The organism is Acinetobacter sp. 243_ASPC (genome assembly GCF_001054715.1).
In the GTDB taxonomy this organism is placed as follows: Bacteria; Pseudomonadota; Gammaproteobacteria; order Pseudomonadales; family Moraxellaceae; genus Acinetobacter; species Acinetobacter soli.
In genome coordinates this window covers 160321-186160 of record NZ_JVOR01000091.1, presented here as the reverse complement: position 1 = coordinate 186160, position 25840 = coordinate 160321, and the positions used below count along the sequence as shown (strand labels likewise).

Genomic DNA, 25840 nt, shown 5'->3' with positions numbered 1-25840 from the left:
AATGATGTTCCATTCGTGAGAATATTTCTTTTGATTATGACCCACAAAATCTTAAAATGCGGTATTAAAAACTACCAGATTTAAGGGTTTTGTGCGGCGTGCCTCTGGCAATCTTTTGAGGTTTTTCATATACATATTGAAATAATTCACCAATAAAGTATTACAGATATAAAAATGGCACTCAAAACTCTGCTTTATTTAAAAAGCTGATAAAAAAAAGTAAGATAAATTAACCAATTTTTTTGTAACAGCACTTTCATCATCTTAAATTTTGAGCTATCATGCTTCAAAAATGAGAACCACATCACATTAATTAAATGAGGGTTCCAAACAATCAGTGCATGAAAATAATGAAACAACAGCGTACGGCTCTTTATCAAAATTGATAAAGGGCCTTTTCTTTGGCTCTGCTTCAACGTCCTGAATACAGCACGGTGTATGACGAGCATTTGGCGTTGACCAAACTGATCAGGCTGCTCCTGCCTTCGGGTTTTGTCGAACAATAAAAAACCCGTTATGAATGGGCATAACGGGTTTTAAAGGATCAGCTATGAAACCTACTCAGAAACATCGATACACAGGTATTTCATTTCCAAATATTCTTCAATTCCGTGCTGGGAACCTTCACGACCTAAACCGGACTGTTTCACCCCACCAAATGGTGCCACTTCATTGGAAATAGCGCCGGTATTGACCCCAACCATTCCGTACTCAAGTGCTTCGCCCACGCGCCACTGACGCGCTGCATTTTGGGTAAACACATACGCAGCCAGACCAAACTCGGTATCGTTGGCCATTTCAATGGCTTGCGCTTCGGTTTCAAAGCGGAATAACGCAGCCAGCGGGCCAAAGGTTTCTTCTTTAGCAACACGCATGTCTTGGGTAACACCACTGAGTACCGTCGGTTCAAAGAAGGTGCCGCCCTGCGGCGCGAGTTTACCGCCGATTTCGACCTTAGCGCCCTTTTGGGTGGCATCGTCGATATGCGACTGCACTTTGGCTACGGCACGCTCGTCGATCAGTGGCCCTTGCGTCACGCCATCTTCACGGCCATCGCCCACACGTAAGCCTGCCACAACTTGAGTCAGACGTTCGGTCAACTGGTCATAGATACCCGCTTGAACGTAAATACGGTTGGCACAGACACAGGTTTGACCGCTGTTACGGAATTTGCTGGCCATAATGCCTGCAACCGCCTGCTCTAGGTTGGCATCGTCAAAAATGATCACCGGCGCATTACCGCCCAGCTCAAGCGAGAGTTTCTTGATGCTTGGTGCGCACTGCTGCATCAAGATACGGCCCACTGGCGTAGAGCCTGTAAAGCTGAGCTTTCTGACCACATCGCTTTCACACAGGGTTTTGCCCACTTCCACTGCATCACCGCTAATGTTGAGCAATACATCTTGTGGCAAGCCTGCTTTTAAAGCCAGTACTTCGAGCGCATAGGCTGTCAGTGGTGTCAGGTCTGCCGGCTTCACCAGCATTGAGCATCCGGCAGCAATGGCCGGCGCTGCTTTACGGGTGATCATGGCCGCCGGGAAGTTCCACGGTGTGATGGCTGCCGTAACACCAATGCCCTGCTTGATCACCAGTAAACGCTGATGCGCAACGGTTGGCGGTAAAATTTCGCCATCAATGCGGCGCGCCTGCTCTGCAAACCAGCGAATAAACGAAGCAGCATAACCAATTTCACCACGCGCTTCTGCCAGTGGCTTGCCTTGCTCGGCAGTTAAAATCTGTGCCAGATCTTCCTTATGCTCAAGCATAAGGTGGTGCCACGCCCACAAGATATCGGCGCGCTGCAAGGCGGTTTGGGTTTTCCACGCCGCTTGCGCTTTTTCCGAACGTTGAATTGCGGCTTCTACAGCGGCGCGGTCACTGGTTTTTACCCAAGCCAGTGATACACCTGTCGCGGCATCTTTGACCTCAATTGCTGTGCCTGTTGCAGGTGCAGTAAACGAGATATCCGGATGTGCGAGTAAATACTGTAAACTTTCTTGAATCATGCTGTTTGTCCAACTGCTGTGCTGTGGGTTTCTGCATTCAACGCTAAAACACCTTGTTTCAAGATTTCAAGACCAGAACGGAACTGTTCAGTCGGAATCGTCAATGGATACAAGAAACGGATGACGTTGGCATATTTACCACAGGTAAGTAATAACAAGCCATGCTCCATGGCATAGGTTTGTACGGCTTTGGCCTGTTCCGCTGTTTCAAATTCTGCGGCAACCATTGAGCCTAAAGCACGAATATCGATAATCGCCTGATCGGTTGCTTGCTGAAGCTGCTCAAGTACGCTCACCAGCTCTGCACCGAGTACATTGGCACGTTCGCACAGTTGCTCTTCTTCGATGGCATCAATCACCGCGTGTGCTGCTGCAACCGCAATTGGGTTACCTGCATAGGTTCCGCCCAAACCACCCGGGTTTGGTGCATCCATCACTTCTGCACGGCCAACGACGCCTGAAATCGGGAAACCACCGCCCAAGCTCTTGGCCATGGTGATGAGATCTGCTTTGGTTTCGTAATGATCCATCGCATAAACTTTACCTGTACGGGCAAAACCACTTTGTACTTCATCGGCAATCAGTAAAATACCGTGTTTGTCACAGAGTGCGCGCACGCGTTTTAAGAAATCGGCCGGTACAATATTAAAGCCGCCTTCGCCCTGTACTGGCTCAAGTACAATCGCTGCAACGTCGTGCGGTGCAACGTCTTCACTGAAAATGTTGTCGATACTTTCCATTGCGGCATCGACACTGATACCACGTGATGCAACTGGATAGCGCGCATGGAACACACCGCCCGGCATTAAACCGAAATCGCGTTTGTAAGGTGCTGTTTTACCGGTCATGGCCATGGTCATGAATGAACGGCCGTGAAACGCATTACCAAAGGTAATGATGCCTTGGCGACCCGTGTATGAGCGTGCGATTTTAACTGCATTTTCAACCGCTTCTGCACCTGTAGTGAAAAATGCGGTTTTGGCAGGGCCTGCAATCGGTGCAAGTGCATTGATACGCTCTGCAAGCGATACATAGCTTTCGTATGGTGTAACCTGATAAGCAGTATGTGTGAATTTTTCAAGCTGTGCTTGAACGGCAGCAATCACTTTCGGATGACGATGACCCGTATTTAACACCGCAATACCGCCTGCAAAATCGGTAAAGGCATTGCCTTGTGCATCCCAGATTGTGGCGTTTTCAGCCTTGTCTGCATACCACTGGCACATCACACCCACACCACGTGGAGTTGCTTGCTGTTTACGCTGATTAAGTGCAGAATGTTTAGTGTCCATCTATCTATCCTCTAGTGTTATTCATTACAGCTTTGGTCACACATTCCCGCCATCTTTTACAGGATGCTTTACAATAGCTGTCTACCACTGTAATTTCGCGCGTCTTGCGTCGACTGACGAGAGCCATTTATCAACTCAGGGAGAGAGCCAATTGCGTAGTTTGCTGGGCGATCATTTATTACAACGTTTACAACAAGATGTAGACGGAAAACTTCATCAACGTTTATTTCGCTGTTTGCAAGGCGCGATTGTTGAAGGTGTTATACCCCCAAAAACGCGTTTGCCGGCTTCACGTGACCTCGCCAAAGAAATTCATGTTTCACGAAATACAGTGTTATCGGCCTACGAACAGCTTCAGGCTGAAGGCTATTTGGAAGCAAAAACCGGACATGGCACATGGGTGGCCGAGCAGTTACCCGAAGCCTTTTTAAACACGCCCAACGGCAAACAGCGCGTGGGGCTGCGGAATCCGCCGCGCTCGTATCAATTGTCGCAGCGCGGTAGCCAACTGATTGGTTATGCTGGTGCCTCGCCTTACCAATGGGGTGCATTTGTGCCGGGTGCGCCAGATGTGACCGAATTCCCACATCATATTTTTAGCCGTATTCAGGCGCGGTTAAGTCGCGAGCCAGATATTCATCACCTGATTTACAGTAATGCAGGCGGTTGCACCGAACTGCGTAGCGCCTTGGCCGATTATCTGCGCGTGGCGCGCTCGGTACAGTGTGATCCCGATCAGATCATTATTACCGAAGGTATTCATCAGGCGATTGATCTGGTGTCACGTGCGCTGAGCGACATTGGCGATCCGGTCTGGATTGAAGATCCAGCCTATTGGGGCATGCGCAATACATTGCGCATCAATGGACTGAATATTCAACCCATGCCGGTCGATGCCGATGGTATTGTTCCCAAGCAGTATCCCGAACAGCCCCCCAAACTGATTTTTGTGACGCCGTCGCATCAGTATCCGCTGGGGTCGCATTTGAGTCTTGAGCGCCGCAAATCTTTGCTCAATTTGGCCAAGCGCTACGGTAGCTGGATTGTAGAAGACGATTACGACAGTGAATTTCGTTTTTCCGGGCAGCCTTACCCGTCTTTACAGGGCCTCGAAAGTGACGCGCCCGTAATTTATATGGGTACCTTTAGTAAAACCATTTACCCTGCCTTACGCATTGGCTATTTGGTGGTGCCAAAGCCACTGTTTTCATCTTTACGGATATTAGCTGCCGAGCTTTATCGCGGCGGGCATTTGCTTGAGCAAAAGGCATTGGCCGAGTTTATTCGGGAAGGCCACTACGAAGCACACATTCGCCGTATGCGGCTGTTGTACGGCAAACGGCGTGCTTATCTGGTCGATCTGATTAAGCGTTATTTAGGCCCAGAATTTTTGCATGAATACAACGACGATTCTGGTTTGCATTTGGTGCTTAAATTGCCCGACAATTGCGATGACGTTGCGGTTGCCTCGGCTGCACTCGAGCGCGGCATTAAGGTTCGGGCATTGTCGCAATATTATATGCACGCGCATGCCCATGCCGAACGTGGCCTACTCATGGGCTTTGCCTGTGTGAGTGAAAAAGACATGGTCATGGCCTTTGGGGTGTTGCTACAGTGTTTGCGCGAAGCCAATATTCCAACCCGCTCATAACGGCAAGCCAGCAGAATTGACAGATAAAAAAAAAAGAACCTCTTGAAGAGGTTCTTTTTTTAAGCCAGATGATTTAGCTGACTGAGTTTTTATTTTCTTGCAGCATGTGTTGGCGAGCTTCCTTTCCCCAGTTAAATTTGTGGGTCAGTACGCCCAGCGCCACAATCACCAGCGCCAGTCCTGTGGTGTAAATCACCTCTTTAAAATATGTTCCTTCAATCAACATGGTCACAATCGCACCAATGATGATGAAAATGACCAGATAGGTTAACCATGGAAATAACCACATTTTAAAGTCGATGGCTTTACCTTCGGCTTCGATTTTCTTACGCATGCGTAGCTGAGAAAATGCCACGGCAAGATACACATACAATGCCACCGTGCCGGTTGCCAGCATAAGAACATCGTATACATTCATGCTTTCACTGGCTGTGAGGTACACCGCCACGATAGAGAAAATACTTGAGAAAATGACCCCAACCCATGGACTGCTGTTACGGTTGGTTTTTGAAAACGCTTTTGGTGCATCGCCACGCTTAGACAATGAAAACATCATGCGTGAGCAGGTATAAAGTGCCGAGTTAAAGCAGCTACACACCGAAGTCAGCACCACAAAGTTCACAATATGACGCGCTTCTGGAATACCAAGCGCAGACAGCGTGACGCTATAGGTTCCCCATGTTGGGTCTTTTAACAATGGATTGTTGTGTGGAATCAAGCACACAGTGATAAACATCGAGCCGACATAAAACAGAATAATCCGCCACACAATCGAATTTGAGGCTTTACGGATTTCACGTGCCGGATTTTTTGATTCTGCGGCTGCAACGGTCACAATCTCGGCGCCCATATAGGCAAACATGACCCCAAGCAATGCCGTGACTACCGATGAAAAGCCCCCGGGCATAAAGCCTTGTGCAGTTAAGTTGGTCATGCCTGCTACAGCAGGTTCACCCCATGGCCATAAATGCATAATAGCCAAGCTTCCCACAACCAAGAACAATACAATTGCAATAACTTTGATCAAGGCAAACCAGAATTCAAATTCACCGTAGTTTTTCACGTCTTGCAGATTGACCCAGACCAAGCCAATAATCACCATCAGCATATAGCCCCAAATGGGGATAAACGGGAACCAGCTGTTGAGAATCTTACCGGCCACATAGGCTTCCCAACCCATGAGTAAAGTCCAGAAACACCAATACAGCCAGCCAATGGTAAAACCAGCCCAACGCCCAATCGCACGATCGGCATAAGTAGAAAATGATCCGCTGTCTGGATTCATGACTGCCATTTCACCGAGCATTCGCATAATCAGTAAAACCAGCAATCCCCCAATGGCATAAGCTAAAATCGCTGCGGGGCCCGCAGAATAAATCACACTGCCCGAGCCCACAAATAAAGCGCCGCCAATCACGCCGGCAATTGAAATCATGGTGAGGTGACGCGACTTCAAGCCACTTTTAAGCCCTTCGGCTTGGCCTGATTCAGTCGCTGTTTTGAGCGCTGCCATAACTATTTTCCTTAATACCTCAAAAGCAGAGGCCTGCAACATCGCCTTTGCAGTGCGCCTCTCCTTTTAACCTGTTGTTGACTGGGCCATGCCGGCTTTAACTGCCTGTATAAGGCCCAATCGAACGTTTCCGTATGCATACTTCTAATGAATCTAATGTGTCTTTTTGGTGGCCAATAAACGAGAGCCATTTGTCTATGGTAATTGGGAGCCAATCTTATTTTTTTGCACCAAAATAGTGCTAAAAAACGATTCGGATCAGTGCGCTCCTAAACGCGTTAGGGCTAATTGGATGTTTTGATTTATTATTTTTACTTACCGCGCTTCGATATTTTCTTTAATTTAAGTAAAAAATAGTGTGTACGATATAGCTCAGATCATCATATTTTCTAAAAATATAAAAATTCAGGGATAAAAAAACCTCACGCAAGGTGAGGTTTTTAAGTCATGTATTTTAGAACGGTAAGTCGTCGTCTAGATCTGCTGGAGCTGGTTGCTGTGGAGCTTTAGGTGCATAACCACCTTGATTGCCCGCAGCATTGTTGCCATAACCGCCACCTTGATTGGCACCAGCGTTGTTTTTGTTGTTATAACCACCGCCTTGGTTGTTGTAGCCGGTGTTTTGTTGCGGTGCATTGTTGTTAAAGCGTGGCTGGTTGTAGTCCTGACCACCACCCATAGGCTGCTCGCCTTGGCTACGTGTATCAAGCATTTGCATCTGGTCGCCACGAATTTCGGTGGTATAGCGCTCTTGACCGTTTTGATCTGTCCACTGGCGGGTACGTAACGAACCCTCAATGTACACTTTTGAACCTTTACGCAGGTATTGCTGTGCAATTTCACCTAAACGGTTATTCAACACAATACGATGCCATTCGGTTTGCTCTTTACGCTCACCCGTACTTTTATCTGTCCACGATTCGCTGGTTGCAATCGAAAATTGAGTCAATGACCCGCCATTTGGAAACGTTTTGGTTTCCGGGTCACGGCCCAAGGTCCCAACTAAAATTACTTTATTCACACCACGCATGAGCTTTAATCTTCCTATCTATTTCTGTCTTTTACTTTATAAGAGTTATGATTAAATGGCTACCTCTGACCCCAACAACTGCGTTAAATGTTGTCGCGCAGCATCATCGATGACGCGTTTATCCACTTTTATATACGCTACACGCTGTTCGGTCATCACCACGACTTCTTCAATTCCGCGGATCGCCAGCAGTTTAGACGTCCACTCGGCTGTGTGAGTTACCTCAGGTAAAGGCAATACAATCGACGACAAATAGCGCGGCTGCGCCAACCCGAAGCTCACCAGCAACCACAGTATAGCAATCACGGCCAAGATACTCCAACCCAGTGAAGTGTTGTGCAGCATCAGCAATTGTCCACCCAGCGTACCACCAAAAAAGGCACCCAAAAACTGGCTACTGGCATTGATGCCCATAGCGGTGGCTTTAGATTGAATCGGGGCAGATTTCGATAACCAAGACGGTAACAGCGCTTCCATCACGTTAAATGCAATAAAGAAAATACCCAAGCCTGTTAAGAGTACATACTTCGACTCATAACCAAAAATCAGAATGAGCAAACCTGCAATAATACCGGCAATGGCGGTCAGGAAGATGCCGCGCATTTTGCGATATTTTTCTGCCACAATGATACTTGGAAAAGCAAAAAACAAACTCACCACAAGTAGCGGCAAATACACTAAGCCATGTTTGGAAAGTGGAATATCGGCAAACTCAATCAGTTGAGAAGGCACATAAATAAACATCGCGGTAAGTAACAAATGCAGTGAAAATACCGACACATGCAAGCGGTTTAAATCGCCCATCTTGATAACTTGTTTAAGCTGAGCCAGATAACCCTGCTGATAATTTTTATGATGACGCGTGACTTTAGGCACCAATAGCAGCATCGAAATTGCCACCAGTCCCATCAGGGTGGTGACCCAGAATAGTCCGGAAATGCCCACCAGACTGGTGAGCCAAGGCCCTAGGCTAAACGCCACCACAAAAGATAAACCAATACTCATGCCCATCGCGGCCATGGCTTTGGTACGCTGCTCTTCACGTGTTACATCGGCCAGCAAGGCCATGACGACCGCCGATACAGCCCCGGCGCCAGCAATGGCACGCCCGATGATCACGCCATAAATGGTGTCCGACATGGCCGCGACCGCGCCGCCTAAAGCAAACAGCAACAAACCCAGCACCACGAGCGGTTTACGGCTAAAGCGGTCGGCTATCAGGCTAAACGGAATTTGCAAAATGGCCTGACTCAAACCATAAATACCGACTGCAAGACCAATTAAGGCGGGCGTTGCGTATTGATAGGACTGCCCTGCAATTGAAAATACAGGAATAATCATGAACAGACCCAACATACGCAAGGCAAAAATACTGCTTAATGCAAAGGTTGAGCGACGCTCCAACGCATTCATCATATCGACACGCTTATCTAAACTTAATCAAATTATAGAGGATTCAAGATTAAACTTCGCCTAAATTGACGAAATTCTGATACCTGATAAAAAAGGGTGCCGAAGCACCCTTTTTAGACTACGCAAGCTAACTGAAAGCCAGCTTAATCGGTTTGCGCGTGATGCTTGCTGTATCGAATCGAAGCCAAGACAGCCCATACAATAAACGCAACACCAATCAACCCTGTAACCACCTCAGGTACGTGTACACCAGTCCCACTTGCCAGCATGATAAAGGCCAAGGCACCAATGGCATAATGCGCACCGTGCTCGAGGTAAATGTATGCATCGAGAGTGCCCTTTTCGACCAGATAAACGGTCATCGAGCGCACAAAAATGGCACCAATGGCCAGACCAAGCATAATAATCACCACATCGCTGGTAATAGCAAAAGCACCAATCACACCGTCGAAACTGAACGATGCATCGAGCACTTCAAGATATAAGAAACCACCAAAACCCGCTTTAATCACACCCTTAGATGCCCCAGAAGCATCATGCGATACTGCATTGCCATTTTCATCAATTTCAGGCTCGCCGCCGAGTAAGTGACTCAACACCTGAACACCGATATAGACCACCAGCCCCCAGATACCCGCCATCGTCACCACAAGGCGTTTGTCGTCGGCCACATAGGTTGCCATGATCAGCAGCGCAACCAAGGCAATAAAGACCGACATTGCCGGCACATTCGCCAGATTGGCCAGCTTGGCTTCAATCCATTTGAACCAGTGAGTGTCTTTGCCGTCGTCGAAAAAGAAGTTTAAAAACACCATGAGCAGGAACGTTCCACCAAATGCTGCAATTTCAGCATGATGTTCCATCAGGCGTGCAGAATAGGTTTTTGGATCATTCAGTGCCATTTGGGCCACTTCAATCATGCCCATGTCGGCGGTGACCGCCACGATGGCCACCGGAAAAATCAAACGCATACCAAATACGGCAATTAAGATGCCGACAGTGAGAAAAAGCATTTTCCAAAAATGATCCCAACCACGCAAAACAGACGCATTGACGACTGCATTATCAAACGACAGCGACACTTCCATCACCGCCAGAATAGCGGTAATGGTGAGTGCTTTAAACATGGTCGAAATGCCTGCTTCCGGACCATGGGTATAGCCCCAATACGCCGATAACGCCAGACAGATGACGGTAAAGAAAATGGAAAAACGAAAATGCTTCATGAATGCCCTAAATCAAAATAAGATCAAGTATTAGAATTTCGGGATGTATTATGCGCGTTTTTTAGCTGAAAGCAGATGACATTTATCACTTTTACGCAAAATATTAAGTCTAAATTAATAAAGTGGTTTACAACGCTCAGGCCGATCGATTTTTGTTATAGTTCTTGGCACGCAAAAAATCGGATTTAGAGCAGACGACTTATGAGCTTTACTCAATTACTTTGGCAAAAAAATACCGCGTTATATGAGCAGATCCTCAATTTACCGTTTAATCAGGAACTGGCTGCTGGCACATTGGCGCCTGAGGCATTTTGTCATTATGTGATTCAGGATGCGCATTATTTGTTGGCCTATGGTCGTGCCTTGGCAGTGGCAGCCGCCAAAGCTTACGATGCAGACGACGTGATGCAGTTTTCTGAAGCTGCTAAAATCGCGATTGTGGTTGAGCGTAGTCTGCACAATGACTTTATGACGGCATTTAATGTGAGTAAAGAAACCTTTGAGTCGACACCACTAACTTTGGCTTGTCATCATTACACGTCATTTTTGACTGCGACGGCGTGGTCTGAAAGTTATCCTGTGGTATTGGCAGCGCTTCTGCCCTGTTTCTGGATTTATGCCGAAGTCGGCCGTGCCATTGTCAGTCAGTCGGTGCCAAATAATCCGTATCAGGCATGGATTGATACCTATGCGGGTGAAGAATTTCACACCGCGGTGCGTAATGTGATTGCAACCGTCGATAAGGTTGCAGCGCGCTGCGACGCCGATACGCTAGAAAAAATGCATGTGGCCTATACCATGGGTGCCAAGCTAGAATGGCTGTTTTGGGACAGCGCCTACCATCAGCGTCAGTGGTTAGGCTTATCCAACTAAAATCATCTATCAAAAGTGAGTCACAAATTGAATCTGCTGTTATGGCAAGATTAAAGTTCGGTTTGTGTACTCACTGCATGATGAAAAACATAGGGATCTGAAATTAATTCGTATTGCTCATCATCTGGATACGTGACTGCAATCTGATAATCGTCACCTGCAAATGCCTTGATTGAGCTTAAATCATCCCAGTAAGTCGCCAGAAAAAAATGGGCCCACTGATTCTGAATAACCTGTTTTACAAAAGCACCCTGATTTCCTGCAATTGTCTTTGCATGTTTTACGCCTGTACGCTGCAAATGTAAGGCAAAGTCTTCAGCATGTAATAGTGGTACACATCCATGCCATGTTCTGACGATCATTTCGGTCATCTCCTCTATATATTAAATATACGATAATTCATATTAATTAAAATAAGTATTCCAGCCCAATAACAGAAGACCTGCAGCCAGTACCCACGCCAGTGTCGCCACACTTAAGCACCACCCAATCGAGACCCGTTCAGCCAGAAAATACACCATCCCCAGATAGATTGCATAGGGAATCAGTGACCATAAACCAAATAGCGCCGTTTTACGCAGTGCCTCAGCACCTTGCTGACCAAATACAATGATATGCGCAATCAAAGCAAAGGTCGGAAAAAGCGGCACCAAGCCCGCAATATAAAAGGTCTTGCTTTTAGATAAAATGGAAATGAGCAGCACAACTGCTGCACCTAGGGTGCATTTAAAAAACAAACCAAGCATGCCAATACGTCACTTTATTTGCTGAGTTGAAACAACATATGCAGATTAAACGCCAAAATGAAGCCTACCGCTACACGCTATAGTAGATAAACACTTAACAGTGCTAAAAATGCAGGTAATGCCTGAATAAAAAAGATTTTTTTATTGGCGGTCATGCCGCCATAGAGGCCAGCCACCAATACGCAACCCAGAAAAAAGCTCGCGAGTGGAACAAATAACGCTTCGGGCGCGCACAATGCCCAAAAAAGACCGGCTGCTAAAAAACCATTATATAAGCCCTGATTTTGTGCCATCACTTTGGTGATTCGGGCTTTTTCAGGCGTATTTCCAAAGGCTTTTAAGCCATAAGGCCGATCCCACAAAAACATTTCGACCACCAGAATATAAACATGCAGCAGTGCAATCAGCGCAATCAAAATTAGTGCGAGCATGGTGTCCCTTCTTGTTTATTGTATTCAATGTGATAACGCTCACTATAGCCATATTAGATGATTGCTGAACAGAATAAATTGTGAACCTGACCGTTTTGATACTCATGAAAGCTCTAGCTGACTGAAAATAAATACCAGATGACGCTGACATAAAAAGTTACATGAATACGTTACAAATTGTGTAAAAAATCACAAAAAATTCTTTTTTTAAACAGTCAAACACGATTTGAGTGATTAATATAAATACAGCTTATTGACGTGTTTGCTCCAAAAACACGTGAGAAATCCAACAACTATTTACTCAATAAGGACACAATAATGGATAACACTATCAATCGCACATTTGTTAAAGCAATTTCTTGGGCCAGTATCTTTGCAGGTGTACTCGCTGTACTTGCAATCTCCTTTTTGCTTTCATTACTCGGCGCTGCGCTTGGATTTTCTTTACTCGACCCGATGTCGCACGATGACATTTCCAATGGCTCTGGCACAGTGGTGACCATTTGGACGCTCATCTCGTTACTGGTCAGCCTTGGCATTGGTGCTTATCTGGCGGGTAAGTTCGCAGGTTTAGATGGTGGCATGCATGGATTTTTGGTCTGGGCATTGTCACTGCTCATTGGTCTGATCTTAAGTATTATGACTTTAAACAGTGCAGTTAAAACAACAGCCAATACAGTCGGCTCAATTGCCAGTGTGACCGGAACACTTGCCTCTGGCATTGGCAAAGGCTCGGTCGAACTGATTAAAGAAAACAATATTTTAGACAACGTCATTCCCTCTATCTCTGACCTGACCGATGGCACTGATTCTAAAATTGCTCAAGCACTTGAAAAAAGTAAAGTGCCAGAGCTTCAACCGAATTACTTAAGTTCACAAGTTGACTGGGCAAAAAAACAGACGGAAGAAGCCGTGAAACAAGTGGCGCTGAATCCGAGTCAGTACAAAGAAATCACCAAAAATCTGTTAACCACTATCGAGCAACGCGTACAAACCATCAATGCTGCCATCAGTAAAGACGATGTGAAAAAAGCCATTATGGCCAACAATCCATCATTTACCGCTGCTGAAGCTGATCAAGCCGCAGAAAACTTTATGCAGGCACGTACTCAAGCCACAGTTAAAGTTCAAACCTTCTTTAACGATTTGACCGTCAACATCAATAATTCAGAGAAAAAATACGAACAGTTAAAAGAGCAAGTCCGTGAGCAGGCTGCTGCTGCTGCCAAAGCGGCTGCCAAAACTGCGTTGTGGTCGTTCATTGGATTGTTTATTGGAATGCTGGTTACGATTTTTGCAGGTCGTTTCGGTGCAACTGCATATCGCCGCTAATTAAATAATCTAAGTTTGCCTCATGGTACGGTGTGCCGTGCCATGACGGATCTCAGTATGATGGTTTCTCCTGCCAATCAGACACTCCGACACAAAATGTCGCACAAAAATGAAAAGTTTGGGCTTGAACATTTTTCATGCGCTATCATATACCTCTTTTAAAAATTCATTTTAGGATCGATTTATGAGCCAAAGCCATATCCGTATTCGAGGTGCACGTACCCATAACCTAAAAAATGTGTCTCTCGATATCCCACGTGATAAATTTGTGGTGATTACGGGACTCTCAGGCTCTGGCAAGTCATCTCTTGCATTTGATACGCTTTATGCCGAAGGCCAACGCCGTTATGTGGAATCGTTATCGGCTTATGCGCGTCAGTTTTTATCGCAAATGGAAAAACCTGATGTCGATGCAATTGAAGGCCTCAGTCCTGCAATTGCCATTGAGCAAAAATCGACAAGCCATAACCCGCGTTCGACTGTGGGAACCATTACCGAAATTTATGATTATTTACGTTTGCTCTATGCACGCGTCGGAACGCCCTATTGTCCAGAACACGATTTGCCGATGGTGGCACAAACCGTTTCCGAAATGGTCGATGCAGTCAAAGCCTTAGAAGAAGGTACAGCACTGATGCTGCTGGCACCTGTCGTGCGTGAGCGTAAAGGTGAATATTCACAGCTCTTTGAACAACTACAAGGTCAAGGCTTTGTGCGGGCTCGTGTCGATGGTGAAATTGTCGATATCGATGCGGCACCTGAATTAGACAAAAAGAAGAAACACACCATTGAAGTGGTCGTGGATCGTTTCAAAGTACGCGATGACTTGGGCAACCGGATTGCAGAATCGTTTGAAACTGCACTACGCCTCGGTGGCGACTTGGCTATTTTATCGTGGATGAACGCCGAACAGCCCGATCGTGTATTTTCGGCCAAACACTCCTGTCCGGAATGTGATCGTGCTGTGGCAGAGCTAGAACCACGGATGTTTTCTTTTAATAATCCGTTTGGTGCTTGTCCGGTCTGCGATGGCTTGGGCACGCGCAGCCATTTTAGTGCAGAAAAGCTGATTCCAGATCCGAGCTTGTCACTGAGTCAAGGTGCGGTACGCGGTTGGGATCGTCAGCGCCCGTATTATTATTCGATGCTGCAAAAAGTTGCGGAGCATTTTGAGTACTCGCTCGATACACCGTGGAATACGCTTGAAAAAGAGGTACAAAAGAAATTCTTATACGGTACCGGTAAAGAAAAAATCGATTTAAGTTATATCGATGAACGTGGCCGTCGACATAACCGCGTCATGCCATTTGAAGGCATTTTAACGCATCTCGAACGCCGTTACCGTGAAACCGAAAGTAATTATGTGCGTGACGATCTGGCACAGTATTTGTCAAATGCTGCATGTGATGCCTGTGGTGGATCTCGTCTGAATGAAATTTCCAGAAATGTGAAAGTGAAAGACAAAACCATTGCACATATTACCCAGATGTCGATTGGTGATGCCGAACAGTATTATCAAGATTTGAATCTTGAGGGTGCTAAAGGCGAAATTGCCGATAAAATTTTTAAAGAAATTCGTGAACGTCTGCACTTTCTGGTGAGTGTCGGTCTGAACTATTTAAGTTTGGCTCGTTCAGCCGAAACCTTGTCGGGCGGTGAAGCACAGCGTATTCGACTGGCCTCACAAATTGGTGCTGGCCTGATGGGTGTCATGTATGTGCTGGATGAACCTTCGATTGGTTTGCATCAGCGTGACAATGACCGTCTGCTACAAACCCTGATTCGTTTACGTGATTTGGGCAATACCGTGCTGGTGGTCGAGCACGACGAAGACGCAATCCGTGCGGCCGATCATATTATTGATATCGGGCCGGGTGCTGGGGTGCATGGCGGTGAAATTATTGCCGAAGGGACAGCCGATGAACTGAAAAAGCATCAGGACTCTCTCACCGGGCAATACCTCTCAGGCGCGCTTAAAATCGCCGTGCCGGCGCAGCGTTTGAGTTCGCCTACACCAGATCAGACCATTAAACTGTGCGGTGCAGCCGGACATAACCTTAAAAATGTGGATTTAACAATTCCACTAGGCATCATGACCTGTGTGACGGGTGTATCGGGTTCGGGCAAGTCGACCCTCATTAACCGGACCTTGCTGCCATTGGCTGCCACTCAGTTAAATGGGGCCACCACGCTTACCGCAGAAAAATTCGATTCGATTAATGGCTTACAGCATTTGGACAAGGTGGTGGATATCGATCAGAGTCCGATTGGCCGTACCCCACGTTCAAACCCGGCCACCTACACCGGATTGTTCACCCCTATTCGTGAGTTATTTGCACAGACGCCAGAAGCCAAGGCACGTGGCTACGCGGCTGGTCGCTTTTCATTTAATGTTAAAGGCGGTCGCTGTGAGGTCTGTGAAGGTGACGGCATGATCAAAGTGGCAATGCACTTTTTACCCGATATGTATGTACCGTGTGATGCCTGTCATGGCAAACGTTATAACCGTGAAACACTGGAAGTGACCTACAAAGGTAAAAATATTTCTGACGTACTGGAGATGACGGTAGAAGATGGTGCCGAATTCTTTAGTGCCATTCCAGTGATTCATCGTCGTTTGGAAACTCTTACCCAAGTGGGGCTGGGCTATATCCGTTTAGGCCAAGCAGCCACCACACTCTCTGGTGGTGAAGCGCAGCGTGTGAAACTGGCACGTGAGCTGGCCAAACGCGATACGGGCAAAACCCTGTATGTGCTAGATGAACCGACGACTGGCCTGCATTTTCATGATATTGCCAAGCTGCTCGACATCTTGCATGAGCTTCGCAACAAAGGAAATACCATTGTGGTGATTGAGCATAATCTGGATGTGATTAAAACCGCAGACTGGGTGATTGATCTTGGGCCAGAAGGTGGTGCGGGTGGCGGTCAGATTATTGCCGAAGGTACACCAGAACAAGTGGCCGAAGTGGAGATTTCGCATACGGGGCGTTTCTTAAAGCCGATGTTGAGTTAAGTTAAGCCACCATTTCGTTTCTATAAAGGGTGAATAAGGTCGACTTATTCATCCTTTTTTTATAGTTAAATGATCATTATGAAAGCGCTGCTTCCACCCGATTCTTTCCTTTGGCTTTCGACTGGAGTAAGGCGGTATCGGCTTTTTGAAATAACGTCAGCCAGTTTTCTGCTCCTACCGCTACTCCCATACTCACCGATACATCAATCTGTAATTCAATCGAAATAACCTCAATTTGGGCACGGATCATTTCTGCGACATCAAGCGCATCATTTCGTGCGATTTGCTCAATCAAAAGTAAGAATTCATCTCCACCATATCGCACCACCAGATCAAATTTTGATTCGTGAGCCATGAGTTGCCGAGCCACCGCTTGAATCACATGATCACCTGCAATGTGTCCGTGTTGATCATTGATTTGTTTAAAAAAATCGATGTCCAGTATTATCAAGCATAAATCTGACCACGGTGCCGTTCTAGCTCCCAAATAGGCATTAAGGGCCTTACGATTTGCTACACCACTTAAGGTATCGGTATGGGCAATTTTGCGAAGCTTGAGCTCGAGTTTATCTTTTTCTATTAAAACTTCTCTCAGCCTCGCAATTGCGTCAAAGAGCTCGACAAATTCACCATGTACGCGTTTACTTTTTGGTTTTTGGCGCAGCGGCGTCCGTGGATCGAACAAGTGTAAAACTTCTTCGCGGGCTTGAATTAATGGCGATAAAATATAACGCTCAATATAGTGTAGCGTTAGCACAGACACCAGTAGAGACAACAAAGACAATATCACAGTGGTAATAAATTTTTGTTTTGCTTCTGCCTGCTGTTTAGTCGCCTCATCGAGTGTTTCTTTAACCAAATAGCTTTGTAATTCAATAATCGCACTAAATTTTTTCACAAGATGTTCGGTCAGTTGCGTTGCCGTGAGTGAATACGGTTGTTTGCGGTCACTTTCTTGAATCAGGCCAGATACCAATCCGATTCCTTGATCGAGAAATTGGATTTTCACTTGATGGTATAAATAATTATATTCCGCAGTACGCGGATATTGTGTCTGCAATGTATCGATCATTTTCCATAGGTATAGCGCCTGATACTGGGTTTGCAATGATCTTGCACGGTTTTCTTCAGGAATTTGTTGTTGGTAACTGACCGAGGCAATGATATTTGAGGCCACTCGCCCAGACTGATCACGAAGATCTGAAACCAATAAAATTAAAATCATATTTCGAAACAATTCGTCATCTTGTTGATCGGAATTGATGATCTTCATTTTCAGGGCTTCACGATAATAATCCCACGCATTAAACATTTGTTTTACAGCACGATCATATTGTTGAAAACTTTTTTGTTCGGGCTGGGTCTGTGCATAACGATCGACGGACAGACGAGCTAAATTTAAATTTGGTTGTGCTTTCGTGATTAAATAATCTGCAATTTCTTTATTATCGTTTGAGCGCAACAATTGAATTGTCGTGTTCAAAGATTGATTGACCTGAGTACGATAATCAAGTAATTGTGCACGTCGCTGATCGATTTGCTCTGGCGGACTAGACATCAGTTTATTGGCAAACGCACGTTCTTTAGAAATATGATTGGCACCCTCAGAAAGTGCTTTTAATAATTTAATTTCAATTAAAGCATCATTACTTTGCTGGTATTGCTTATAGCTGCTCAAAATAAGTGGAATTGCAATTACTAAAAAACAAAGTATTAAAATGAAAACAAAAAAGAATAAACGATGACGTATTGATGAATTGGCTTTAGTGGAAGTAAAAACAATTTGACGCTGAGGATCTATTTTTTTTGACTTCACTACATTTATTTTTTGCTGATTATGTCACCATAGTTTAACTGAAGTTGCTTAAAATTTGTCAAGAACTTGTCATAGTGAAACGATACGAGCACCGAAGCTCTGAAATCATCGTGTTTCTCAATCATAATTATAAAAATAAACAATTTTGCAAATGATGAAAAATTCCGCATCATACACTTAAGGGTTAAATCATGATGTTTTTAGCTTCCTCTAAGGATGTTCTCCCAATCAAATAACATCCTTTTCGCCTAGTGACCCCTCTTGAGCACTAGGCTTTTTTTTGTCCGAATAACTGTCACGTTCCACACAATTGACACATTCAAAAGCAAAAAAATACCCAGTTTTAGGGAAAACCGGGTGAGTTGAATAATACAATCGACAGCGTTACAGAACGATAGAGGGATCATCCATTGCATTCGACGTGTATTATCAGCAAAAACAAGTACTACCCAATCAAGCTACCACCATAATGATAAACAATCAACATATTTAAAATATATTGAGATTTAAATCACATTAAAATCTATTTAATTTCAGTCAGATATTCATATTCAGTTACCAATATGTAACAATGTAAAAATAGGTAAAATTAAGATTTAACTTTAAATAAGCTTCACTTTGGTAAAAATATGTGACACAAGTCACATTAAAATCAGTTTTTACCGATAATTTAAATAATAACCATCTATTTTTACAATCGAAAAAACGATGTATATTTAACCAAAATGTAATATTTATTGTTTCATTTTCCATCTAGTCGATTGTTATACAGACTATTTTTCAGGTTGACACGATTCAATTTAACTGTATTTTTTTTGTTCAATATTTTTAAGTGTTTTTTTGAGCAACAGATGCTGGGCTGAAGACACATTGACTAAATAAATTGTTACAATAGAATGACCACAGCTTAATCTCTTGTTAATGCTGGAAACTCTTATGAAAAAACTCGGTTTAGCCACTGCTTTATTACTCGCCATGACCGGCGCTCAAGCGTATCAAGTTGAAGTTCAAGGTCAATCTGAATATGTAGATACGACTGCAAACGACAAAAACTTCACTGGTGACGTTGCTGGTACTTTCTATTTGAAAGATGTTGATGCGTCTAAAGGGCCTTTAGCCGAAGCCGCGTTCTTGAACCAAGCATCTAGCGTATCGCTTGGTTATAGCTACCAGCAATATGACCAAAACAACGGTCTTAACTACCATGTAGGTACTTACGGCGTGAAGGGCGAAACATACATCCCTACGCCATACCTACCAGTATACGCAAGCGCAACTTATAACCATACTGACGTTGATGGTAAAAATGCGATTTCTCGTGATGACAACGGTGACCGTTATGCATTAGAAGTGGGTGCAATGTTGCTTCCTAATTTCTTGATGAGCGTAGGTTACACCAGCGTTGCAAACCAGTTTGCATTAGATAACTTTGGTATCGTAAACAACGGTATTTATTCTGCTGTGAACCAAACTGCTGCGATCCAAAACGATCAAGACGCAGTAACAGCTCGTGCGAAATATGTTGGTCCAATCGATGGTACTAACATGGCAATCGGCTTTGAAGCTGCTGGTGCATTTGGTCAAGAAAACCAATACGGTTTAAAAACTGACCTTTACCTCACACCTAAGTTGAGCGTTGGTGCAACCTTCATCGGTAACGATGGCGAAGCAAACATCAAAGGTCAAGACCTTGGTGAATTCCGTCAAGCATGGGGTGGTAACGTAAACTACTTCGTTACTCCAGCAATCTCTGTTGGCGCATCGTACATCAAAGCAGATGCTAAAGGTTCTGCATTCGATACGCAAACAATCGGTTTAAATGCAAAAGCTCGTTTCTAATCGAAACTGAACTACGCATAAAAAAAGGACTCATTTGAGTCCTTTTTTTTATTGCTTCAATTAGTTGATGGTTTGGCTTCGCATCACATTTAAGAAATACAGGTGGCGTTCATACTGATCGATAATATCCTGAATCAAATCTTCTTCAGTCCAGTCCATCACATCATAGTTTTGCCCGCCCTCACGTAAAAACACTTCAGCCTGAAAATATTTATCGGTACTTTCCTGCTCGGATTGCAGCATGAAACTTGGTGGAACTGTTTCACGTGAAACCACATGATAGATAAAATTAATTTCATTGTGATGATCCACTTTGAGCATCAAGCCTTCGTCGGTTTCATGAATCTGTACCATTAACTGACGGCGCTTAAATTCGCGCTGCAAGTTATGAAAAGCATCTTTTACGCGGCCTTGAATAAATGCATCCACGTCTGCTTTAGCATGTGGATAATGCATGATCAGCCCAAGACGTTGCTGCCAGCTTCGTGGATTCTGAATGGCCCGCGGTGTGGTTCTTGCTTCCTGAATCGCCTGCATTTTGGTGGAGTCAATCCGTAATGCCTTGATCAGTCCCCAGCAAATAAACAGCATGATGACCGTAAATGGTAAGGCGCTCATGATAATCGCAGACTGTAAGGCATTGAGTCCGCCAGCGAGCAGCAGCACAATCGACAGCCCCGCCATTACCACAATCCAGAAAAGACGTTGCCACATCGGTGAATCATCCGTCTTGGCGGTAAGATAATCCACCACCAAAGCCCCAGAATCGGCAGAGGTCACAAAAAATAAAATGATCAACACTGTGGCCAATAAGCTCATCGGTCCAGCAAATGGCAATGAATTTAGAAACTCAAATAAAGCCACGGATGAATCACGTTGCACCGCCGCCAACAGCATCTGATTGCCTTCATGCAAAATACTGTAGAGTCCTGCGTTGCCCATAAAGCCCATCCAAATCAGGGTAAAACCTGTTGGAATCAGCATGACGCCGACAATAAATTCGCGAATGGTTCGTCCACGAGACACCCGCGCAATAAACATGCCGACAAAAGGTGACCATGAAATCCACCATGCCCAGTACATGATGGTCCAACCACCAATCCAGCCATTGGGTTGATAGGCATACAGATTGAAGGTCATTTCAAATAAATTAGAGATGTATTGTCCAGTGTTTTGAACCGTGGTTTGTAATAGATAAATACTTTGGCTGGCAAAGAATACAAATGCCAGTAAAACCAGAGCCAGTATCAGATTCAGCTCGGCCAGACGCTTGATGCCCTTATCGAGACCAAATCCGACAGAAAGACCCGCCATGGCACTGACCACAATAATCAAAATAACTTTGGACCACGCTGTTGATTCAAAGCCAAATAGATAATTTAAGCCTGAACCAATTTGGGTGACACCAAAGCCCAATGTGGTGGCCACACCAAAAATCGTTCCGATTGTGGCAAAGGTATCCACGGCATCACCAATGGGGCCATAAATTTTTTTACCAATCATCGGATATAAAGACGAGCGGATTTTTAAGGGTAAATCATGCCGATAGGCAAAGTAAGCCAACGAAAGAGCCACGATGGCATAAATACCCCATGCATGTAGTCCCCAGTGGAAAAAGGTCACCCGCATGGCCTGCTGTGCTGCCAGTACCGTTTCAGGCTGTCCCGAAGGCGGGCTCACATAATGCATGATCGGCTCGGCAATACCAAAAAACATCAGGCCAATCCCCATCCCCGCTGTAAACAGCATGGCAAACCATGACCGATTACTGTAGTCGGGCTGGCTATGATCGGGCCCGAGTTTGATCTTACCGCTCGATGAGCAGGCAATAAACGCCAAGATGATTAGAAACAAAGCCACGGACAACACATAAAACCAACTAAAGGATTCTGTGATCCAGTTTTTGAGCTGCTGGGTCAGAAACTCAAATGAATCTGGCATTAATAAGACAATCGCCAGAAAGATCGCAATAATGATGATCGTACTGACAAATACATTTGGATTAATATTTGCAAACCTAGATGAGGTTTTGGAAGGCATACATCCCCCATATTTTTTTTGATAAAAACCAACGACAACGATGTGTCAGAAAAATTCACTGTCGTGAAAAGCAAAAAGGCGCATTAAGCGCGTTATTATTGTATAGCCTGCTGAAAAATAAAGAAGTTACAGAGCTGTAACAGGCTATGTATCATCATGATAATTTTTTTCTGGCAAATGCGAAATATATTGCAATGCCACCAGACGTGACACCACCACGGCCAAAAACATCACGCCCATAAACATTTGAAGAATTGAAATTACCCGTGCCGCAGGGCTGATCGGAAAAATATCGGAAAGCCCGGTAGCCGATTGTAAACTAAAACTCAAAAATAATAGGTCTAACCAGCTTTGTAAGCCCTGATGATCGGGTTTACTAAAACTCATCGGCACCAACAACTGGCAAATGTTGTACAAAAAGGCAAACCCCCATGCAATGAGTGTAAACACTGCCCCTGCTGCAAATAGCTCATCTTTGGTTAGATATCGGTCTGCAAACATATAGCGCAATAAGCCATAGGCGGCATAGAAATAAGCACATGCCTCAAATCCATGCGTCAGAATCTGAATTGAAACCTGATTAAAGCCCAGTAAAATCAAGACTGAAAAAAAGAGTGCGCCCAACACAAAAAATAAGCCCGTGAGAGTAAATACACTGGTTTCACGAATGACTCGACCAATCAATAAAAGTGCCAGTACCCCCAAAATCCAAGTCAGTACACGATAGGCACCATGATCATAGGTAAAAAAAGACAAAATCAAAATGAACAGTTGCACCACCAGTAGCCAAGCCGAAGGCAGTAAACGGAAATGTTGTTTGAAATCTTGAGCAATCGACATAAAAAGAGGCGTCCCGTTCTTGTTGTTTTCATCTGAGCGAATGTCTGAATCTTGTCGTGTGCTTAAGCAAGTCGTCAAGTGATTTTATAGATGAAAGCGGAAATAGATCACGTTTTATGACATAACATTATCAAACTGCACTATTTGACCCGAAATAATCGGTGCATACTCAAAAGTATCAATGAAGCGAAGAGGGCTTTATATGCATATCAAAACAACACTCATGGGCTGCTGCATGGCCTCGCTACTGTTTGTCGGATGCAGCAAAACCAATCCGATGCTCGAGCAGCATCCAGAATATATTGGCCAGTGGAAAAGCAGTCACAGTAGTTTGGTGATTGAAAAAACCGGGCAAGTGGATTATCGGCAGAACGTGACTCAAGAACAAAAAACGCCAGATCACGATTTGAAATATGCTGCCAAGTCAGACTTAAAAGCCAGTATCAGCGACTTTAATGCACAGCAGTTTCAGATCGGTCAAGGCGAATTTAGTCAGGTGTTCAAAATTGATCGCGCGCCGTATCAGATGAATCAAAAATGGCACATGCAGCTCAACGGCGATGTATACACCAAGCAATAAAAAAAGCGCCAACGGCGCTTTTTTTATGTGTCTGACAGACGCACCTTAGTGATCTGAAGCACCCGAAATTCCAATACCGGTCATTGAACGCACATACTGCGCATCAAATGCTTTACGTTCTGCTTTGGCACGGGCCGAATTATCAGTCACCGAGAACAACCAGCAGCAAATGAACGACAACGGCATTGCAAAAATTGCTGGGCCATTAAATGGATTGATCGGTGTATCTGAGATTTTAAGTGTGTCTACCCACACGGCTTTAGACAGAATAATCAGGACTACCGCCGTCGTCAAACCAACCACGCCACCAATCACGGCGCCACGTGTGGTTAAACCTTTCCAGAACATTGACAATACAAGCACCGGGAAGTTCGCACAGCACGCCACAGAGAAGGCCAAGCCAACCATGAACGCAACGTTTTGTTTTTCAAACAAGATACCCAGAATCATGGCGAAGATTGCCAAGCCTAATGTTGCGATTTTTGACATACGCAATTCAGATTCTGGTGTGGTTTGACCTTTTTTGAATACGTTGGCATACAAGTCATGTGAAATTGCAGATGCACCCGACAAGGTCAAACCTGCCACTACAGCCAAAATGGTTGCAAAGGCAACAGCAGAGATAAAGCCCATGAACAGATCGCCACCGAGTGCATCACTCAAGTGAACCGCTGCCATGTTGTTTCCGCCGACCAATTCAAGCTTACCTGTTACCGCTGCTTTGGCAACATCAAGGAATTGCGGATTGTTCGAAACAAATAGAATCGCACCGAAACCAATAATAAACGTCAGCAAGTAGAAGTAGCCAATAAAGCCAGTCGCCACCACTACAGATTTACGCGCTTCTTTAGCATCTTTTACCGTAAAGAATCGCATCAAAATATGTGGCAGACCCGCTGTACCAAACATGAGCGCTAAGCCAAGAGAAATCGCATCAATTGGGTTGGCGGCCAGTTTCCCTGGTCCCATAATTTTTGCTGCCTCTTCCATGCTGATACTACGCACATTGGCATAAACATCGATGGCTTGGGTAAACATGTTACTGAAGCTAAATCCAACCGCTTTCATCACCATAAACGCCATGAAGGTTGCACCAGACAGCAACAGTACCGCTTTGATGATTTGTACCCATGTGGTCGCCAACATGCCGCCAAACATCACGTAGGCCATCATGAGTAAACCCACAATTACAACCGCAATGTTATAGTTCAAACCGAAAAGTAGTTTAATGAGCTGCCCTGCACCCACCATTTGCGCAATCAGATAAAACGCCACTACCACAAGCGAGCTAAAAGCTGCCAAGGTACGTACTGGTTTTTCTTCCAAACGAAATGACACCACATCAGATAAATTGTATTTACCCAAATTACGTAAACGCTCTGCGATCAAGAACAATACGATTGGCCAGCCCACCATGAAACCCAGTGAATAAAGCAAGCCATCGAAGCCTGAGCTAAAGACTAAAGCGGAAATTCCCAAGAACGATGCCGCAGACATGTAGTCACCGGCAATCGCCAAACCGTTTTGAAAACCTGAGATTCCGCCACCTGCCGTGTAGAAATCTTTGGTATTGGTGGTTTGTTTGGCTGCCCATTTGGTAATGAACAAGGTTGCACCGACAAACATCACAAACATGATAATTGCGTGCCAGTTGGTGGCCTGTTGCTGCGCTTCGCCCAAATCAGGCCCCGCAACTGCGAGGGTTGACATCAGCAAGCTGATTGCCATCAGTGCTGGCGCTTTAAATGAAGTCCATTTCATCTTAGTGCAGTCCTTTCTCATGAGTGATGTTCTCAACTTCTCTCAATGCAGCTTCATTGAGATGGTCAAGGCTGTTGTTGGCGATATACGAATACACACCGCACAAAACAAATGACAGAACAATAATGCCAAGACCAAGCGGGATACCCCAGGTGGTGACACCGCCACTAAAAGAGCTCATTAGAAACTCTTTGTTGTATCCAACCAACAACATAAAGCCCACATAGACCACCAACATAATGATGGTAAGAGTCCAACTGAGTGTGGCTTTTTTGCTGACCATTTTTTTAAATTTTGGATTCTGTAGAATTCTTTCTACCTGAACGTCATCCATAATCTGCTCCTTTTACCGCGGCCATCGTCGGACGCTTTTTGTAATCCTTTTTCTTCACGCTATAACGTTAGCAATGTTGTATGAGGTTCGTAACTTAGACT

Annotated in this window: 20 protein-coding genes; 6 read left to right on the top strand and 14 right to left on the bottom strand. The window is 44.9% G+C overall.

The window, feature by feature from the left end; translation table 11 throughout:
* Positions 1-557: 557 nt before the first annotated feature.
* Both ADA42_RS11620 and gabT read right to left on the bottom strand, forming a co-directional pair.
* Positions 558-2006: an NAD-dependent succinate-semialdehyde dehydrogenase gene (locus ADA42_RS11620; protein ID WP_048765314.1), complete on the bottom strand. Its 1449-nt coding sequence runs from the start codon at positions 2004-2006 to the stop codon at positions 558-560.
* The gene (gene gabT / locus ADA42_RS11615) at positions 2003-3298 is read right to left on the bottom strand and encodes a 4-aminobutyrate--2-oxoglutarate transaminase (protein ID WP_004944850.1); all 1296 of its coding nucleotides are present in this window, start codon (positions 3296-3298) and stop codon (positions 2003-2005) included. The genes ADA42_RS11620 and gabT overlap by 4 nt, the downstream gene beginning before the upstream one ends.
* Before the next feature lie 151 nt (positions 3299-3449).
* Here gabT and ADA42_RS11610 point away from each other — a divergent pair, with 151 nt between their 5' ends.
* On the top strand, positions 3450-4949 hold the full coding sequence (locus tag ADA42_RS11610; protein WP_048765311.1) for a PLP-dependent aminotransferase family protein: 1500 nt from the start codon (positions 3450-3452) through the stop codon (positions 4947-4949).
* A gap of 73 nt (positions 4950-5022) precedes the next feature.
* Here ADA42_RS11610 and ADA42_RS11605 read toward each other — a convergent pair whose 3' ends face one another.
* From ADA42_RS11605 to ADA42_RS11590, 4 genes are all read right to left on the bottom strand, one after another.
* On the bottom strand, positions 5023-6462 hold the full coding sequence (locus tag ADA42_RS11605; protein ID WP_004944848.1) for an amino acid permease: 1440 nt from the start codon (positions 6460-6462) through the stop codon (positions 5023-5025).
* A gap of 454 nt (positions 6463-6916) precedes the next feature.
* Complete coding sequence (ssb, locus tag ADA42_RS11600; protein ID WP_004944846.1) at positions 6917-7492, bottom strand: single-stranded DNA-binding protein; 576 nt, start codon at positions 7490-7492, stop codon at positions 6917-6919.
* Positions 7493-7543: 51 nt separating this feature from the next.
* Positions 7544-8908 (bottom strand): MFS transporter, encoded by a 1365-nt coding sequence (locus ADA42_RS11595; protein ID WP_048765309.1) that lies wholly within the window; start codon positions 8906-8908, stop codon positions 7544-7546.
* A gap of 140 nt (positions 8909-9048) precedes the next feature.
* Positions 9049-10131 carry a DUF475 domain-containing protein gene (locus tag ADA42_RS11590; protein WP_004934038.1) on the bottom strand — a complete coding sequence of 361 codons (1083 nt, stop codon included), beginning with the start codon at positions 10129-10131 and terminating at the stop codon, positions 9049-9051.
* A 201-nt stretch (positions 10132-10332) separates the two neighbouring features.
* Between ADA42_RS11590 and tenA the strand changes: the two genes are divergently transcribed.
* A complete protein-coding gene (tenA, locus tag ADA42_RS11585) occupies positions 10333-11004 on the top strand; it encodes a thiaminase II (RefSeq protein ID WP_048765307.1) in 672 nt (223 codons plus the stop codon).
* A 50-nt stretch (positions 11005-11054) separates the two neighbouring features.
* Here tenA and ADA42_RS11580 read toward each other — a convergent pair whose 3' ends face one another.
* The 3 genes from ADA42_RS11580 to ADA42_RS11570 all read right to left on the bottom strand — a co-directional run bounded on the left by ADA42_RS11580 (position 11055) and on the right by ADA42_RS11570 (position 12181).
* The gene (locus tag ADA42_RS11580; protein ID WP_048765367.1) at positions 11055-11366 is read right to left on the bottom strand and encodes a hypothetical protein; all 312 of its coding nucleotides are present in this window, start codon (positions 11364-11366) and stop codon (positions 11055-11057) included.
* 42 nt (positions 11367-11408) lie between these two features.
* On the bottom strand, positions 11409-11750 hold the full coding sequence (locus ADA42_RS11575) for a GlpM family protein (RefSeq protein ID WP_048765305.1): 342 nt from the start codon (positions 11748-11750) through the stop codon (positions 11409-11411).
* 77 nt (positions 11751-11827) lie between these two features.
* Positions 11828-12181, bottom strand: a complete 354-nt coding sequence (locus tag ADA42_RS11570; protein WP_004944844.1) for a DUF1304 domain-containing protein — start codon at positions 12179-12181, stop codon at positions 11828-11830.
* A 318-nt stretch (positions 12182-12499) separates the two neighbouring features.
* Between ADA42_RS11570 and ADA42_RS11565 the strand changes: the two genes are divergently transcribed.
* The gene (locus ADA42_RS11565) at positions 12500-13513 is read left to right on the top strand and encodes a hypothetical protein (RefSeq protein WP_048765302.1); all 1014 of its coding nucleotides are present in this window, start codon (positions 12500-12502) and stop codon (positions 13511-13513) included.
* A 184-nt stretch (positions 13514-13697) separates the two neighbouring features.
* On the top strand, positions 13698-16529 hold the full coding sequence (uvrA, locus tag ADA42_RS11560; RefSeq protein WP_004934020.1) for an excinuclease ABC subunit UvrA: 2832 nt from the start codon (positions 13698-13700) through the stop codon (positions 16527-16529).
* A gap of 76 nt (positions 16530-16605) precedes the next feature.
* On the opposite strand, the gene ADA42_RS11555 is transcribed toward uvrA, so the two are convergent.
* Positions 16606-18207 carry a GGDEF domain-containing protein gene (locus ADA42_RS11555; protein WP_228137567.1) on the bottom strand — a complete coding sequence of 534 codons (1602 nt, stop codon included), beginning with the start codon at positions 18205-18207 and terminating at the stop codon, positions 16606-16608.
* 1074 nt (positions 18208-19281) lie between these two features.
* Here ADA42_RS11555 and omp33-36 point away from each other — a divergent pair.
* Complete coding sequence (gene omp33-36 / locus ADA42_RS11550) at positions 19282-20184, top strand: porin Omp33-36 (RefSeq protein ID WP_004934013.1); 903 nt, start codon at positions 19282-19284, stop codon at positions 20182-20184.
* A 60-nt stretch (positions 20185-20244) separates the two neighbouring features.
* Here omp33-36 and ADA42_RS11545 read toward each other — a convergent pair whose 3' ends face one another.
* A complete protein-coding gene (locus ADA42_RS11545) occupies positions 20245-22224 on the bottom strand; it encodes a BCCT family transporter (RefSeq protein ID WP_048765297.1) in 1980 nt (659 codons plus the stop codon).
* Between the two features lie 144 nt (positions 22225-22368).
* On the bottom strand, positions 22369-23064 hold the full coding sequence (locus ADA42_RS11540; RefSeq protein WP_048765296.1) for an ion channel: 696 nt from the start codon (positions 23062-23064) through the stop codon (positions 22369-22371).
* A gap of 202 nt (positions 23065-23266) precedes the next feature.
* On the opposite strand from ADA42_RS11540, the gene ADA42_RS11535 reads away from it, so the two are divergent.
* Entirely contained in the window at positions 23267-23644 is a 378-nt protein-coding gene (locus ADA42_RS11535) for a hypothetical protein (protein ID WP_048765294.1), read from the top strand.
* Between the two features lie 45 nt (positions 23645-23689).
* Here ADA42_RS11535 and ADA42_RS11530 read toward each other — a convergent pair whose 3' ends face one another.
* Both ADA42_RS11530 and ADA42_RS11525 read right to left on the bottom strand, forming a co-directional pair.
* A complete protein-coding gene (locus tag ADA42_RS11530) occupies positions 23690-25405 on the bottom strand; it encodes a cation acetate symporter (RefSeq protein WP_004934002.1) in 1716 nt (571 codons plus the stop codon).
* Position 25406: 1 nt separating this feature from the next.
* Entirely contained in the window at positions 25407-25739 is a 333-nt protein-coding gene (locus tag ADA42_RS11525) for a DUF485 domain-containing protein (RefSeq protein WP_004934001.1), read from the bottom strand.
* Positions 25740-25840 lie beyond the last annotated feature (101 nt).

Bases quoted from the DNA above. Each gene is read 5' to 3' on its own strand.
- ADA42_RS11620 (WP_048765314.1), bottom strand. From the start codon at position 2,006: ATGATTCAAGAAAGTTTACAGTATTTACTCGCACATCCGGATATCTCG.
- gabT (WP_004944850.1), bottom strand. From the start codon at position 3,298: ATGGACACTAAACATTCTGCACTTAATCAGCGTAAACAGCAAGCAACT.
- ADA42_RS11605 (WP_004944848.1), bottom strand. From the start codon at position 6,462: ATGGCAGCGCTCAAAACAGCGACTGAATCAGGCCAAGCCGAAGGGCTT.
- ssb (WP_004944846.1), bottom strand. From the start codon at position 7,492: ATGCGTGGTGTGAATAAAGTAATTTTAGTTGGGACCTTGGGCCGTGAC.
- ADA42_RS11595 (WP_048765309.1), bottom strand. From the start codon at position 8,908: ATGATGAATGCGTTGGAGCGTCGCTCAACCTTTGCATTAAGCAGTATT.
- ADA42_RS11590 (WP_004934038.1), bottom strand. From the start codon at position 10,131: ATGAAGCATTTTCGTTTTTCCATTTTCTTTACCGTCATCTGTCTGGCG.
- tenA (WP_048765307.1), top strand. From the start codon at position 10,333: ATGAGCTTTACTCAATTACTTTGGCAAAAAAATACCGCGTTATATGAG.
- ADA42_RS11580 (WP_048765367.1), bottom strand. From the start codon at position 11,366: ATGATCGTCAGAACATGGCATGGATGTGTACCACTATTACATGCTGAA.
- ADA42_RS11575 (WP_048765305.1), bottom strand. From the start codon at position 11,750: ATGCTTGGTTTGTTTTTTAAATGCACCCTAGGTGCAGCAGTTGTGCTG.
- ADA42_RS11570 (WP_004944844.1), bottom strand. From the start codon at position 12,181: ATGCTCGCACTAATTTTGATTGCGCTGATTGCACTGCTGCATGTTTAT.
- ADA42_RS11565 (WP_048765302.1), top strand. From the start codon at position 12,500: ATGGATAACACTATCAATCGCACATTTGTTAAAGCAATTTCTTGGGCC.
- uvrA (WP_004934020.1), top strand. From the start codon at position 13,698: ATGAGCCAAAGCCATATCCGTATTCGAGGTGCACGTACCCATAACCTA.
- omp33-36 (WP_004934013.1), top strand. From the start codon at position 19,282: ATGAAAAAACTCGGTTTAGCCACTGCTTTATTACTCGCCATGACCGGC.
- ADA42_RS11545 (WP_048765297.1), bottom strand. From the start codon at position 22,224: ATGCCTTCCAAAACCTCATCTAGGTTTGCAAATATTAATCCAAATGTA.
- ADA42_RS11540 (WP_048765296.1), bottom strand. From the start codon at position 23,064: ATGTCGATTGCTCAAGATTTCAAACAACATTTCCGTTTACTGCCTTCG.
- ADA42_RS11535 (WP_048765294.1), top strand. From the start codon at position 23,267: ATGCATATCAAAACAACACTCATGGGCTGCTGCATGGCCTCGCTACTG.
- ADA42_RS11530 (WP_004934002.1), bottom strand. From the start codon at position 25,405: ATGAAATGGACTTCATTTAAAGCGCCAGCACTGATGGCAATCAGCTTG.
- ADA42_RS11525 (WP_004934001.1), bottom strand. From the start codon at position 25,739: ATGGATGACGTTCAGGTAGAAAGAATTCTACAGAATCCAAAATTTAAA.